The 14,113-nt window shown below is 62.1% G+C and carries 10 protein-coding genes; 6 read left to right on the top strand and 4 right to left on the bottom strand.

Translation table 11 applies throughout. The features are described from left to right. Positions 1 to 250 precede the first annotated feature (250 nt). From BJP62_RS05915 to BJP62_RS18320, 5 genes are all read left to right on the top strand, one after another. The gene (locus BJP62_RS05915; protein ID WP_168163805.1) at positions 251 to 2,698 is read left to right on the top strand and encodes a fimbria/pilus outer membrane usher protein; all 2,448 of its coding nucleotides are present in this window, start codon (positions 251 to 253) and stop codon (positions 2,696 to 2,698) included. Between the two features lie 75 nt (positions 2,699 to 2,773). Next, complete coding sequence (locus BJP62_RS17920; RefSeq protein WP_168163804.1) at positions 2,774 to 3,838, top strand: fimbrial protein; 1,065 nt, start codon at positions 2,774 to 2,776, stop codon at positions 3,836 to 3,838. Between the two features lie 29 nt (positions 3,839 to 3,867). Continuing rightward, on the top strand, positions 3,868 to 5,133 hold the full coding sequence (locus BJP62_RS05910) for an EAL domain-containing protein (RefSeq protein ID WP_145927120.1): 1,266 nt from the start codon (positions 3,868 to 3,870) through the stop codon (positions 5,131 to 5,133). 61 nt (positions 5,134 to 5,194) lie between these two features. After that, the gene (locus BJP62_RS05905) at positions 5,195 to 5,611 is read left to right on the top strand and encodes a VOC family protein (RefSeq protein ID WP_070527733.1); all 417 of its coding nucleotides are present in this window, start codon (positions 5,195 to 5,197) and stop codon (positions 5,609 to 5,611) included. 356 nt (positions 5,612 to 5,967) lie between these two features. Then, positions 5,968 to 6,150, top strand: coding sequence for a hypothetical protein (locus BJP62_RS18320; protein ID WP_145927119.1), 183 nt, complete (start codon positions 5,968 to 5,970; stop codon positions 6,148 to 6,150). A gap of 77 nt (positions 6,151 to 6,227) precedes the next feature. Here the strand turns inward: BJP62_RS18320 and BJP62_RS05900 are convergent, their stop codons facing one another. The 4 genes from BJP62_RS05900 to ppa form a co-directional block, all read right to left on the bottom strand. Next, the gene (locus BJP62_RS05900) at positions 6,228 to 7,430 is read right to left on the bottom strand and encodes an ammonium transporter (RefSeq protein ID WP_145927118.1); all 1,203 of its coding nucleotides are present in this window, start codon (positions 7,428 to 7,430) and stop codon (positions 6,228 to 6,230) included. A 280-nt stretch (positions 7,431 to 7,710) separates the two neighbouring features. After that, positions 7,711 to 8,859 carry a porin gene (locus BJP62_RS05895; RefSeq protein WP_070527730.1) on the bottom strand — a complete coding sequence of 383 codons (1,149 nt, stop codon included), beginning with the start codon at positions 8,857 to 8,859 and terminating at the stop codon, positions 7,711 to 7,713. Between the two features lie 364 nt (positions 8,860 to 9,223). Further along, positions 9,224 to 10,360: a porin gene (locus BJP62_RS05890; protein ID WP_070527724.1), complete on the bottom strand. Its 1,137-nt coding sequence runs from the start codon at positions 10,358 to 10,360 to the stop codon at positions 9,224 to 9,226. Between the two features lie 263 nt (positions 10,361 to 10,623). Next, positions 10,624 to 11,154: an inorganic diphosphatase gene (ppa, locus tag BJP62_RS05885; protein WP_070527721.1), complete on the bottom strand. Its 531-nt coding sequence runs from the start codon at positions 11,152 to 11,154 to the stop codon at positions 10,624 to 10,626. A gap of 170 nt (positions 11,155 to 11,324) precedes the next feature. Here ppa and BJP62_RS05880 point away from each other — a divergent pair, with 170 nt between their 5' ends. After that, on the top strand, positions 11,325 to 14,000 hold the full coding sequence (locus BJP62_RS05880; protein ID WP_070527718.1) for a bifunctional acetate--CoA ligase family protein/GNAT family N-acetyltransferase: 2,676 nt from the start codon (positions 11,325 to 11,327) through the stop codon (positions 13,998 to 14,000). The last annotated feature ends 113 nt before the right edge of the window (positions 14,001 to 14,113 follow it).

Here is a 14,113-nt window from a genome sequence, read left to right as displayed (position 1 = left end):
CGGCGGATAGAAAGTATTCGGCAGATTGCCGATTGGCACCGTTGCTGCAGGTGCTGTTTCTGATTCTTTGATAAAAATGGAGCCCGATTCCTGTTTTTTTTGGGGGGGTATGGAGTAATTGCTGGTGTTGGTCGGACGCAATGAATTTGCCCACTTTAGGGTTCGCAGAGGATATGCCGCATTGTGCGCAGCCTTTGCGGTGAGTGTTTCACCCGCTTGGGCGGCGGGCGAAATTGCCGTTACGCAGGTCGTGGATTTGCAATTCGATGCCTCGATGCTGCGCGCATCGGGCAATACCCGGCCGGATGTCAGTCAGTTCGGCAAAAAGAACGTGGTATTGCCGGGTACCTACCGCGTCGATGTCTACATCAACAACGCATGGTACGGCCGCAAGGACATCAACATGCGCGATCAAGATGGCGAAACGCGGCCCTGCATCAGTCGGGATCTATTGGAAAAAGCCGGCATGAATTTCGGTGTACTCCCGCCCGAGACCGCGCAAAAACTGGCCGAGATGGATGCAAGCTGCATTCGGCTCGACCAACTGGTCGACAAGGCCGGCAGCAGCTTCGATGCCGGCAAACAGCGGCTGGACATCAGCATTCCGCAGGCGGCGCTGAAGCAGGCGGCGCGCGGCGAGGTAGACCCCGAATCGTGGGACGACGGCGTGCCGGCGGCCATCCTGCAATACAACGCCAACGTCTACCACACCGAAAGCAACGGCTACCGTGATACCCAGAGCTATCTGGGTCTGGATGCCGGCTTCAACCTCGGCCCGTGGCGCTTCCGCCATAGCGGCAGTTACAGCTATAGCGACAGCAGCGGCAGTGATTACCAGGCCTCGCGCACCTATCTGCAGCGCGCCATTGCGCCGCTGAAGAGTCAACTGACCTTGGGCGATGCCTATTCGGACGGTACTGTGCTCGACAGTTTCGGCTTCCGTGGCGTACAGCTCGGTTCGGATGACCGCATGTTGCCGCAATCGCAGCGTGGCTATGCGCCGGTGGTGCGCGGTACCGCCAATACCAACGCCAAGGTGCAGGTCAAGCAGGGCGGCAACATCCTCTACGAAACCACCGTGGCGCCGGGTGCGTTCGAAATCACCGATCTCTACCCGACTGGCTACGGTGGCGACCTCGAAGTCATCGTCACCGAAGCCGACGGCAGCGAGCATGTCTCCCGCGTTCCGTATGCCGCCGCCGTGGCGGCGCTGCGGCCCGGCATCACGCGCTACAACGCGCTGGTCGGCGAATACCGCGACAGCCGGATGGAGGGCGATGCCCCGCTGGTCGGACAACTCACATTGCAGCACGGCTTTACCAACCTGCTGACCGGCTACGGCGGCCTGACCGTCGCCGAGGGCTACACCGCCGCCGCGCTGGGCGTGGCGCTGAATACCGACTACGGCGCTTTCGGCTTCGACGTCACCGCCGCCCGCACGCAGCTGGACAACGAAGCAGACCGCAGCGGCCAGAGTTACCGCTTGAGCTACTCAAGGCTGCTGCCGACGGACACCAATATCTCCGTGGCCGCCTACCGCTACTCGACTGAGGGCTATCTGAACCTGTCCGACGCCATGTATCTGCGCGATCTGGATGCCCGCGGCATCAGCCACGGCATGACCGGCATCTCGCGCGGCCGCCTGCAGCTGACGCTGAACCAGGCGCTGCCCGAAGGCTGGGGCTCGTTCTACCTCAGCGGCTCGTCGCAGACCTACTGGAACCGCGCAGACCGAGATACCCAGTTCCAGTTCGGCTACAACAACCGCTTCGGCAACATCAATTACAACCTCTCGCTCTCGCGCGATTTCGACGCCACGCGGGACGAATGGGATAACCGCGCCATGCTGAACGTGTCGATCCCGCTCGGCGGCGGCTATGGCAGCGGCTACGCCAACAGCAATACCTCGGTCCAGTACGATTCGGCCAGCGGTGACTACAGCGCGCGCGAATCGCTGTCCGGCTCGCTGGGGCGCAACCGCGACTTCAGCTACGGCCTCAGCGCCGGCTACGCCAGCCGCGGCGACGATGGCGGCCAGACCGATATCAACGGCAATATTGGCTACACCACGCCCATTGCCCGCCTGAGCGCCAGCGCCGGCAAGAGCGGCGACAGCAGCCAGGCCAGCGTCAGCGCCAGCGGCAGCATGGTGCTGTACGGCGGCGGCGTGGCGTTCAGCCCGGACAGCAGCGACACCTTTGTGGTGGTCGAAGCGGACGGCGCCGCCGGCGCCCGGGTGCTGAACGGCAGCGGCCTGCGTGTCGACCCCTGGGGGCATGCGCTGATCGCCGGTGCGCAGGCTTACAGCCAGAACGACATTGCCCTCGACCCTAAGGGCATACCACTCAACATCGAGCTGCAATCGACGCTGGAACACGCGGTGCCGACTGCCGGTGCCGTGGTGCCGGTGAAGTTCAAAACTACAGACAAGGGCCGCACGGTTAGCTTCAAGCTCCGCCGTGCCGATGGCCAAGCCATCCCGTTCGGCGCCAGCGTGGTCGATGCCGATGGCAATGAGCGCGGGGTGATGGCGCAAGGTGGACGGGTGCTGGTCAAGGGACTGAATTTAGGTCTGAGCTACCTGACGGTAAAAATGGATGGAAAGGAAGCATCAAGGTGTGGATTTACTTATGAGCTACCCGCTCAGGTTGAAAGCGAGCCAGTTAAATTGATTCATCAGCCGATGGTATGTCAGTAATTTTCGGCCGATTTGGTATTCGGCATCAGCGCCTGGAAAGTCGGGGTAGTGGGAGAGTATTAAATGAGAAACCCAATGAATATTTTGGTAGGTTTGGCTGTTTCGATATTGCTGCTGGGGGGAGGGGCGTACGCTGCACAAGAGGAGACTCGCTATTTTGGCTGCGATTCTGGTACATTGGACGCACATGCAAACGGATTAAGTATTTCCGGATTGTCGCTTTCGCCTAGTCGTCAAACTGCTGTCGGGACAGTTGTTTGGTCAAACGTTGTTAGGAGCCCGACTTACAGGTGCTGGAGAAGGGCTGCTGAAGGTGGGGACGTAAATAATTTAGATCATGTCATGTTTAATCATGTAACAAGTGCCTTTGTTGGTGGCGAAAGAATTCTTCCGATTGGGCAAGGATATTTTGGGTTGCGGATTGATGCTCTGGCGCCTGAAGCGGAATACCCAGGCGTTGTTACGAATACCGATTCGTTTTATGGTGGTGATCGAAGAATTCGATTGACTAATTTTGAAAATATTTCAGGGTTCGAAACTTTATTTCAGACTTCGGTGAAGTACGAGCTTGTGCTAATTAGGCCATTTTCTGGGGGGTATAGGGGGGAGTCTATCAATTCGACCATTTCTAGTTTTGAGTTGATAGACTTGATCGAGAGGAAAAGGTTTGGTTGGCGATCGATTAAAATTGCTGCAAGCATTAGCGTGGCGGCACCAACTTGCAATATTCAGATATCTTCCGTGAACGTGAATGTCCCGCTGGTTGATACTTTGACAAGTGATTTTAAAGGGCCGGGGTCCGTATCAAAATCCAGTAACTTCAAGGTTGGCGTGATTGGATGCGACCCGGATACCCGCATCAAGGCGCTGATAGTGCCGCGTACTTCGCAGGTTTCGGAGGTGGTCGGCGCATTTGCAATAAATACCGGTGGCAATGCCGCAACCGGCGTCGCAATTCAAGTCTTGAAGGAGGATGGTGTGACTCCTTTCCCGTTGGGGACGACAACCGCTGTTACACAGGCTGGCTCCAGCGGCGGCTCAGCTGATTTAAAATTCAATGCCCGGCTCTATCAGACAGCAACTAAGGTTACCGCAGGTACTGTCGCGGGTATGTTGGATTACACGCTGTCTTATGAATAGCGGATTCGCCATCGCCCCCCCCAAGCTGCTTGACTGACGGCTATCAAGTAATGTGCCCACCGGCGAGTGCTGGGACAGAACGACTGGGACTTTCCATGCAGTGTGCGGTAGTCATCGACGATCACGCCCCGCAGCGTTTGGCCATGAGCGAAATGCTGCGGCAGGCCGGCGTGGCGGAGGTGCTGACCTTTGCTGATGCGGCATCGGCCTGCGAAAAACTGGCCACGATGCCACAAGGCTCGGTCGATCTGATCGTGCTGGATTTGCAGATGCCCGAAATGGACGGCATCGAGTTCATTCACTGGCTGCGGCACTGGGGCGCCGCGGCGCCGCGACTGATCGTGACCAGCGCACACGATGCCCAGCTGCTGGATGTGGCGGTGCGGCTGGCGCGGGATTATGGTGTGCCGGTGCTGGGCGGGCTGAGCAAGCCGATATCGGCGCTGAAGCTGCAGGCGCTGCTGCGGCAGTCGGTGGATGCGCTTCCCGATGTATCCGGCCAACAGCCCCGGTCGCCACGGCTCGGGCTGAGCGAAATCGGCCCGGCCATCGCAGCCGGGCAGTTCGTGCCGTATTACCAGCCCAAGGTCTGCCTGAAGCATGGCCGCATCGTCGGCGCCGAAATGCTGGCACGCTGGCAGCACCCGCAGCATGGCGTGCTGGCGCCGGCGGCCTTTGCCGCGGTGTTCGACGACGTGCCGTTGCTGAGTGCGCTGACGGATGCGCTGGTGGCCCAGCTGATGGCCGATCTGCAGGCCTGGCAGGCGGCGGGCTGTGCGGTGCCGGTGTCGATCAATTGCGACTGGCCGATGTTGCAGGATTTGGCGATGCCGGACCGGCTGCTCGGGCTGGCGCGGCTGCACGGCGTGGCGCCGGCCTTGCTCGAACTCGAGATCACCGAGTCGGCCCGCCCTGCGGCCAGTGCCGTGGCACTGGGCAATCTGGTCCGGCTGCGGCTGGCCGGTGTGGGCGTAGTGCTGGACGATTTCGGCAACGGATTCGCCAATTTGCGCTGGCTGGGCGAATTGCCGCTGACGCACGTAAAGCTCGACCGCAGCCTGGTGCACGACGCCGCCGGCAATGCGCGGGCAACGCAGTTACTGGATTCGGCCATGCGCATGGCGCAACGACTGCAATTGACCACCGTGGTCGAAGGCGTTGAACGCCTTGCGGATCTGGCGCTGGCCAAGGCTGTCGGTTGTGATCAGGTACAGGGTGCCATTTTCAGCATGCCGGTGCCGGCGGATGAATTGCTGGCACAGATCCGGCAGCGGGCCCCGCAATCGCCCGTTTGAATGCCGGTGCTGCCAAGCCTGCGCGGTTGTTTCTTGATGCCATCTTGAATTGGAGATCGTAATGAAATTGTTGACCTATGTTTTTCTGAACGGAAAATGTGAAGAAGCTTTGGATTTCTATACCAAGGCCGTGGGTGCCAAGGCGCTGTGTGTATCGCGGTTCAGCGATGCGCCGGCCAATCCGGGCATGACGGTACCGTCCGGCTGGAAAGATAAAATCATGCATTCGCTGTTGCAGGTGGGCGAAACGCAATTGATGTTGTCCGATTGCGATCTGAGCGCTAAGGCGCACCAAGGTTTTCAGTTGACGCTGTGTGTGGAAAGCCGCGACGAAGGCGAGCGGCTTTTCAATGCCCTGGCGGATGGCGGCGCCATTGAAATGCCGTTCGGCCCGACCTTCTGGGCGCTGGGCTTCGGCACGCTGGTCGACCGCTTCGGTATCCGCTGGTCGATCAGCGCCGGTGAACAACCGGCATGAATATGCATTGTCCAGCTGCCGGATTTCGGGAGAGGGCGGCTGGTCTGCCCGCGCTTCCGGCGCGCTGGCCCGCAGCGGTAGCAAGGCCAGTACCGAAAAAACCTGGGCATTGCCCTTGCACAACCGTAGCAACCGGATTGCCCTGATCGGGCGATGTGCAAACCGGCATGCCGGGATAAGGAATCACTTGAGCAACGTTTGCCCGGCCTTTGGCCGGGTTTTTTTTCGTGGCCGGTCAGTTGCCCGGTTGTGGCGGTTTTGCGGTGATGCCTGCACTTCTTTAAGAAGCGGCTGATGATTTTTCGGTGTCTGTTGTGATGTCATGCAGTTTGCTGATTGCCTGACTGGGAATGAGGATGCAACCGAAAGTATCAATGCCGCTTGGAAAGATTGTACGCTCCGGCGATGTATGTCCGTGCAACGGCCTATGGAAGCCGCTGATTGTCAAGCCAAAGGTCGAGGTGATCAGGCGGAATACGATCATGCCCGCCCGCAAGGGCAAGGTCGTGTTCTGGAGCCTGCACGGTTATATCGATTGATCTGGACTGATGTACCCGTGCAGAGGCAGCGGGCCATTGTCACGGCAATCGGCCGGCGTTGAGCGCCGGCCTTGGTTTTACCAGCTTGATTCGCGCTCCGGGCTCGCGCTGATCTTGTGGATCGACAGATCGGCGCCGTTGAATTCCTCCTCGTCGCTCAAGCGCAGGCCGACGGTCTTTTTCAGCGCACCGTAGACGATCAGGCCGCCGACAAAGGCGATCACCACGCCCAGCAGCGTGCCGACCACTTGCGCCCAGAAGCTCACGCCGCCAGCGCCGCCGAGTGCTTCGAGACCGAACAGCCCGGCGGCGATGCCGCCCCAGGCGCCGCAGATGCCGTGCAGCGGCCACACGCCGAGGACGTCGTCGATCTTCCAGCGGTTCTGCACCACGGTGAACAGCCAGACGAAGCCGGCGCCGGCGACGCCGCCGACGACCAGCGCACCGAGCGGGTGCATCACGTCCGAACCGGCGCAGACGGCGACCAGGCCGGCGAGCGGGCCGTTGTGGATGAAGCCGGGGTCGTTCCTGCCGGCCCACATCGCGGTCAGCGTGCCGCCGACCATGGCCATCAGCGAGTTCATCGCGACGAGGCCGGAGATGCCGGCGATCTTCTGCGCACTCATCACGTTGAAGCCGAACCAGCCGACGATGAGGATCCACGCGCCGAGCGCGAGGAAGGGGATGCTCGATGGCGGGTGTGCGGCAACGCCGCCGTCCTTGTGGTAGCGGCCGCGCCGCGCGCCGAGCAGCAGCACGGCCGGCAGCGCGATCCAGCCGCCGACCGCGTGGACGACGACCGAGCCGGCGAAGTCGTGGAACGGCGCGCCGAACACGGCCTTGAACCAGTCCTGCATGCCGAAATTGTTGTTCCACATCATCCCTTCGAAAAAGGGATAGACGAAGCCGACCAGCAGGAAGGTGGAGGCCGATTGCGGGTGGAACCTGGCGCGCTCGGCAATGCCGCCGGAGACGATGGCCGGAATCGCCGCGGCGAAGGTCAGCAGAAAGAAGAAGCGCACCAGCTCGTAGCCGCTGTCCTTGGCGATCTCGTGGACCGGGCCGAAGAAGTGCGTGCCGTAGGCGATGCCGTAGCCGATGAAGAAATACGCGATCGCCGAAATGCCGAAGTCGGTGAGGATCTTCACCAGCGCGTTGACCTGGTTTTTCTTGCGGACGGTGCCGAGCTCGAGGAAGGCGAATCCGGCGTGCATCGCCAGGATCATGATCGCCCCGAGCAGGATGAACAGCACGTCGGTGCTGGTTTGGAATTGGCTCACTGCATGCTCCCTGATATTGGCGCCTTGAATCGGTGCGCCTTGTGTGGCGTGCACCGAAAGCAAGCAGCGTGCCGGTGTGATCAGGTGGCTGTTTTCAAAGGAAATTTGCCAGATTTTGGGGCCGGATCGGCAGAATGGCTGCGCCGGTTTGGTGCGGCGCCGGCCAGGGCCTTGGCCGTGTTGCACTCAAAAGGTGCCGTGTGGCGATGCTGGTGCGCGTGCTGCACGGATGTAAAAAAAGCCCGCATCGAGCGGGCTTGAAACCGTACAGGAGACGCGCTTAGAAACCGGTCCAGGTGCCGAGCAGCAGCCGGTACGAGTCGGTGCCGGCTTTCGTACCATACGAGGTACCGTAGGTGGCACCGATGTTGCCGTTGGTATCGTTGGTGCTGTAACGCACGTCGAAGTAGCCGGAGGTGTTCTTCGACAACGTGTAGGTATAGCGCCCCAGCAAGGTCTGGCTGTCGCTGTCGTCGATCTTGTTGCCGTTGATGTCCTCGGCGCCCCAGAAGTAGTTGTAGCCGAGCGCAAAGCTGTTCTTGCCGAAGGCGTAGATGCCCTGCACCCAGGCGTGCTGCTGTTCCGGGCCAGTGAAGTAGTTGCAGCCGCCGACATTGGTGGCAAAGCCGCCGCCTTCGCCGGCACCGGCCTTGGCCGACGCCGTGCACTGCCACCACTTGTAGCCGCCGCGCAGGGTGAAGCCGCTGTCGCCGAAGGTGTAGCCGCCGGCGATGAAGGCGAATTCGTCGTTGTCTTCGCTGACGTGGCCGTCTTTCAGCCGCGGCTTGGCCTGCTGGTAGCCGACGTTGACGGTCGCACCGTAGCCGCTGTAGCCGGCGGTGATGTCGGCGAAGTATTCGTTGCCGTTGCCGTCGACCTGGTTCGCCTGCGTGCGCAGCGCGTACATGCCGGAGACGGTGAAGCCGCTCAGATTCGGCGAGTCGTAGACGATGGCGTTGTCGATGTTGAAGCCGAGCAGGCCGACTTCCTCGACGTGCATCGAGCCGCCCTGTGCGGCGTACGGCCAGTCGAGCACCATGTACGACGGCGAATAGATCTTGCCCAGACGTACCTGGCCCCAGCCGCCTTTCCAGCCGCCCCACGCTTCCCGGTTGCCCCAGGTCCGCGAACCGTTGCCGCTGTTGTTGTCGTTGTTGGTGGCCGAGTCGCTGCGGTAGTTTTCGGCGCCGGTCCAGATCTTCCAGATCACGCTCGAGCCGTTGTCGAGCTTGTCTTCACCGGCGAAGAAGAGCCGCGGTTCGACGTCGAGCTGTACGTTGTCGCGGAAGCCGTCGGCCTCCGAGCCTTCGAGCAGGATGTCGGTTTCGATCGAGCCGCCGATGGTGACTTCCGCCCAGGCGGGGCTGGCAAGGCCGGCTGCAAGCAGCAGGACGGAAAGGGTGTGGCGGCGCAGCGTACGGATTTGCATGAAAGCTCCTTGTCGGTTCGACCCAAGTCTTCAAGATCAATTGGCCTGGCTGCAATCGCGGTATGTCGGCCGAAAAATCGTGAAATCAGATTGATTCGGCTTTGTCGTTGCGCCAAGCCCATATGCATAATGCAAATTTTTATTTGAAATTACAAATTTTTTCAAAATACCCATTTCATTTGTGTTGCATTAGTAAGCATGGCCGGTCGAGCCCGGACGAATGGCGGCGCAGTGGGGGGGGATCGCTCGTGCGGTGTGACCGGTGCGGGTGGGGGGCTGAGCGGGCTTTGGCGAAGGCTTGGGGCGGGGGACAGGCAAAAAAAAGCCCGCTGGCGCGGGCTTTTTGTCGGGGCAGGGGGCTGGCTCAGAAGCCGGTCCAGGTGCCGATCAGGATACGGTACGAATCGGTGCCCGGCTTGTACGAGGTGCCGTAGGTGGCGCCGATGGTGCCGTTGGTGTCGTTGGTGCTGAACCGGGTGTCAAGGTAGGCCGAGGTGTTCTTCGACAGCGCGTAGGTGTAGCGCGCCAGCAGCGTCTGGCTGTCGCTGTCGTCGATCTTGTTGCCGTTGATGTCCTTGGCGCCCCAGAAGTAGTTGTAGCCGACCGAGAAGCTGTGCTTGCCGGTGGTGTAGATACCCTGGACCCACGCCTGCTGCTGTTCCGGGCCGGTGAAGTAGTTGCAGCCGCCGACGTTGTCATCCAGCCCCTGATCGGTGCCGGCAGCGCCGTTGGCCGCGGCCGAGGCCTTGCAGTCCCACCACTTGTAGCCGGCGCGCATCGTCCAGCCGCTGTCGCCGAAGGTGTAGCCGCCGGCGACGAAGGTGAACTTGTCGACATCGTCGCTGACGCCGCCGCTCTGCAGCCGCGGTTTGGCCTGCTGGTAGCCGACGTTGACCGTGGCATTGTGGCCGCTGTAGCCGCCGGTGATGTCGGCGAAGTATTCGTTGCCGCCGCCATCGACATTGTTCTGTTGCGTACGCAGCGAGTACATCGCCGAGACGTTGAAGCCGTTGATCACCGGCGAATCGTAGACGATCGAGTTCTCGACGTTGAAGCCGAGCACGCCGACCTCCTCGACGTGCATCGAGCCACCCTGCGCCGCGTACGGCCAGTCGAGCGCCATGTAGGACGGTGCGTAGATCTTGCCGAAGCGCACCTGGCCCCAGTTGCCTTTCCAGCCGCCCCACGCTTCACGGTCGCCCCAGGTGGCCGGGCCGTTGCCGCCGTTGACGTCGTTGTCCTTGCCGGTCCGGTAGTTTTCGGCGCCGGTCCAGATTTTCCAGATCACGCTCGAGCCGTTGTCGAGCTTGTCGTCGCCCTGGATGAAGATCCGCGGCTCGACGTCGAGCTGGGCGTTGTCGGCGAAGCCGTCGGCATTCGAGCCTTCGTAGAGAATGTCGGTTTCCATCGACCCGCCGATGGTGACCTGGGCCATGGCCGGCGCGGCGATCCCGGCGGCGAGCAACAGGGCGGAAAGGGTAGTGCGATACAGCGTCTTCACGAAATGACTCCTTCTCTGCGTGAGCAAATGTTTCAGCGCCAGCTGCTTTGTTGTTACTAGCAGCGGCTTTTTGTGTGAAAAGTTGTGAAACTCAACGAGAAGGACTGTATGCCTAAGCCAATATTGTTTCAAATGTAATTGATTACATTGATACGGTATCAATAAACAACCCGTCATCCATGCGTGGCGGGGCAGCGGCAACGATGGCGCGGCCATGAAAAAAGCCGGTCGACAGACCGGCTTTGCATGGCGCGGAAGGCGGATCAGCCTTTCTGGGCGCGCTCGAAGCTCGTGACGATCTCGGCCTGGGCGGCGGCCTTGTCGCCCCAGCCGGTGACCTTGACCCACTTGCCCTTCTCCAGATCCTTGTAGTGCTCGAAGTAGTGCTTCACTTGCGCGAGCAGCAGTTCCGGCAGGTCTTCGAGCTTCTGGATGTGGGCATACATCGCGCACACCTTCTCGACCGGCACGGCGATGACCTTGGCGTCCTGGCCGGCTTCGTCTTCCATGCCCAGCACGCCGATGGCGCGGCACTTGATGACCATGCCCGGCGACAGCGGGAACGGGGTGTGCACGAGCACGTCGACCGGATCGCCATCGAGCGACAGGGTGTGCGGCACGAAGCCGTAGTTCATCGGGTACGACATCGAGGTGCCGACGAAGCGGTCGACGATGATGCAGCCGGCTTCCTTGTCGAATTCGTACTTCACCGGCGGCGCGTTGGCCGGGATTTCGATGATGACGTTGAAGTCGTTCGGCAGGTCCTTGCCGGCCGGGATCTTGCTGATGTCCATGCTGCGTCCTGGAAGGGTGTGGGAGGGAAACGGCGGAATTATAACGGTAGGTGATTTCGGCCGCATCCGGCGCAATCAGGCGGTGGCAGAATGCGGCTGAATTGATCTGCCGCAGCGCGCGTCGTCGCGCTGCATTTAGAATGACGGCATAGACGGCAAGGGCCCGCGCCATGAAAAAACACTACCTGACCCCGCTGTTCGATCCGCGTTCGGTGGCGGTGATCGGCGCATCCGATCGTGCCGGCTCGGTCGGGGCCGTGGTCCTGGCCAATCTGCTCGAGTCCGGCTACTCGGGCAAGGTTCATCCGGTGAACCTGCGGCATGCCAGGGTGCAGGGCGTCGCCGCGTTCAGGCATGTGCGCGACATCGGTAGCCCGGTCGAGCTGGCGCTGATCACCACGCCGTCGAAAACCCTGCCCGACGTGATCGACGAATGCGGCCGCGCGGGGATCAAGGCCGTGGTGATCATGAGCTGCGATTTCGTCGGTACCGACGCCAGAACCCGCAAGCTGCTCGACCGCATCCTCGTGCGGGCGCGCCAGTACGGCATCCGCCTGATCGGGCCGACGGTGTTCGGCATGGCGCGCGGCGCCAGCAAGTTCGCCGCAGCCAATTACCTCGGCAAGATCAAGCCCGGCAATATGGCACTGGTGTCGCAGTCGTCGTCGGTGACGTCGGCGATCCTCGACTGGGCCGAGTCGCACGACATCGGTTTCTCGTCGGTGGTGTCGCTCGGCGTGGCCGCCGATGTCGACGTCGGCGAGACGCTGGATTACCTCGTTGCCGACAACAAGACCAAGAGCATCCTGCTGTACATCGAAGACGTGCGCGAGGCGCGCACGCTGATGTCGGCGCTGCGCGCCGCGGCGCGCTCCAAGCCGGTGCTGGTGCTCAAGGTCGGCCGCTACGACGACGAGGTCAAGCTCGGCCGCACGCACTCGGAACGGCTGATCGGCCGCGACGACGTGTTCGACAACGCGCTGCGCCGCGCCGGCGTGCTGCGGGTCCGTTCGATCAACCAGATCTTCACCGCCGCGCGGGTGCTGACCAACAACTACCGTGCCAAGGGCCGCCGGCTGGCGATCCTGACCAACGGCATTGGTGCCGGGCTGATGGCGGTCGACCGCGCACGCGACCTGAACGTGCCCTTGCCCAAGCTATCAAACGACACGGTGGCGCGGCTCGACGCGATCATTCCGGGCCAGACCAGCCGCGACAATCCGGTCGACATCGTCGGCAACGCGCCGGCGTCGCGCTTCGAGGCGGCGACGAACATCGTGCTCGACGATCCGGATGTCGACGGCGTGCTGGTGATCTTCACGCCGCAGGCCGGTACCGATCACATGGAAACCGCCAGGCTGCTCGCCGCGCTGCACAAGGCGCACGACAAGCCGATCCTGTTCGCGTGGATCGGCGGCAAGAAGGTCGAGGCCAGCCGCAACCTGCTGGCCAAGGCCGGCTGCGCTTACTTCCATGCGCCGGAACAGGCGATCGAGGTGTTCTATTCGCTCGCCGCCTGGCAGCACAACCAGCAGCTGCTGCTGCAGACGCCGGGACCGATCGGCGAGTGGGATGCGCCCGATCTGGATACCGCCCGGCTGATCATCGACGGCGTGCTCGCGAGCGGGCGCAGCGTGCTCGACGAGATCGAGTCCAAGGCCATCCTGCGTGCGTTCAACATCCCGGTCACGCTGACGATGCGCGCCGCCAGTGCCGACGAAGCGGTCAACGCGGCAATGGGCATGGGCCTGCCGGTGGCGCTGAAGATCGACGCCGAGGGCGTGCTGCACAAGACCGACGTCGACGGCGTTGCGCTGGGGCTGACCAGCCTGGTCCAGGTCGCGGCCGAGGCGAACAAGATGCTCGCGCGCGCGCGCGACCGGCTCGGCGACAGCCTGAAGGGGCTGACGGTGCAGCCGATGCACGGCAAGAAGAACGCCCGCGAGCTGATGGTCGGCGTGGCCCACGACCGCGCCTTCGGCCCGGTGATTACGTTCGGCGCCGGCGGCATCGCGGTGGAAATCTTCAACGACGTCGCGGTGGCGCTGCCGCCGCTGAACGAATACCTCGCCGAGAACCTGATCCGCCGCACCAAGGTCAAGAAAATGCTCGAGACCTTCCGCAACCAGCCGGCGGCCGACGTCGATGCGATCAAGGCCGTGCTGCTGCGCGTGTCGGAAATGGTCTGCGAGCTGCCGCAGATCCAGCATCTCGACATCAATCCGCTGGTCGCCGACGAGGGCGGCGTGATTGCCGTCGATGCACGGATCATCGTCGCGCCGGTGGCGCCGGACGCGCGCCGCTACGGCCACATGGCGATCCACCCGTACCCGTCGCAACTGGTGCAGGTGGCCCAGTTGAAGAACGGGATGCCGGTGACGATCCGGCCGATCCGCCCCGAGGACGCCGAGCTGATCATCGCCTTCGTCGCCAGCCTGTCGGAGGAGACGCGCTACAACCGCTATATGAGCACGCTCAAATCGCTGCCGCAGATCCAGCTCGCGCGGTTCACCCAGATCGACTACGCGCGCGAAATGGCCCTGGTCGCCGCGGTCGAGTCGGGCGGCGGCGAGGCGATCGTCGCGGTCGCGCGCTTCGTCGTCAATCCGGACTACGACAGCTGCGAGTTCGCGATCGTCATCGACGACGCCTGGCAGGGCAAGGGACTCGGCAACCGGCTGATGAACGCGCTGTTCGACGCCGCACGCGAAATGCGCCTGTCGGTGGTCGAGGGCGAGGTGCTGACCAGCAACAAGACCATGCTGTCGTTCATGAAGTCGCTCGGCTTCGCCATCAAGCCACACCCCGACGACGATGGCCTCAAGTGGGTGGTCAAGCCGCTCTGACGGTACCGGGGGAGGGCGGGAATTTGCCGGATTGCCGGTGGCTGGCAAACCGGTCACGCTTTGCCGCCCGGCGAATGGCGCCGACCGCCGAAGCCCCGCTGAAAAAGGAAATC

The sequence above is a fragment of the Jeongeupia sp. USM3 genome (genome assembly GCF_001808185.1).
In the GTDB taxonomy this organism is placed as follows: Bacteria; Pseudomonadota; Gammaproteobacteria; order Burkholderiales; family Chitinibacteraceae; genus Jeongeupia.
This window is presented reverse-complemented; position numbering and strand designations above follow the sequence as displayed.

What these genes read in the sequence shown, in the direction of transcription:
- BJP62_RS17920 (WP_168163804.1), top strand. Translation starts at nt 2,774, where the DNA reads ATGAATATTTTGGTAGGTTTGGCTGTTTCGATATTGCTGCTGGGGGGA.
- BJP62_RS05905 (WP_070527733.1), top strand. Translation starts at nt 5,195, where the DNA reads ATGAAATTGTTGACCTATGTTTTTCTGAACGGAAAATGTGAAGAAGCT.
- BJP62_RS18320 (WP_145927119.1), top strand. Translation starts at nt 5,968, where the DNA reads ATGCAACCGAAAGTATCAATGCCGCTTGGAAAGATTGTACGCTCCGGC.
- BJP62_RS05895 (WP_070527730.1), bottom strand. Translation starts at nt 8,859, where the DNA reads ATGCAAATCCGTACGCTGCGCCGCCACACCCTTTCCGTCCTGCTGCTT.
- ppa (WP_070527721.1), bottom strand. Translation starts at nt 11,154, where the DNA reads ATGGACATCAGCAAGATCCCGGCCGGCAAGGACCTGCCGAACGACTTC.
- BJP62_RS05880 (WP_070527718.1), top strand. Translation starts at nt 11,325, where the DNA reads ATGAAAAAACACTACCTGACCCCGCTGTTCGATCCGCGTTCGGTGGCG.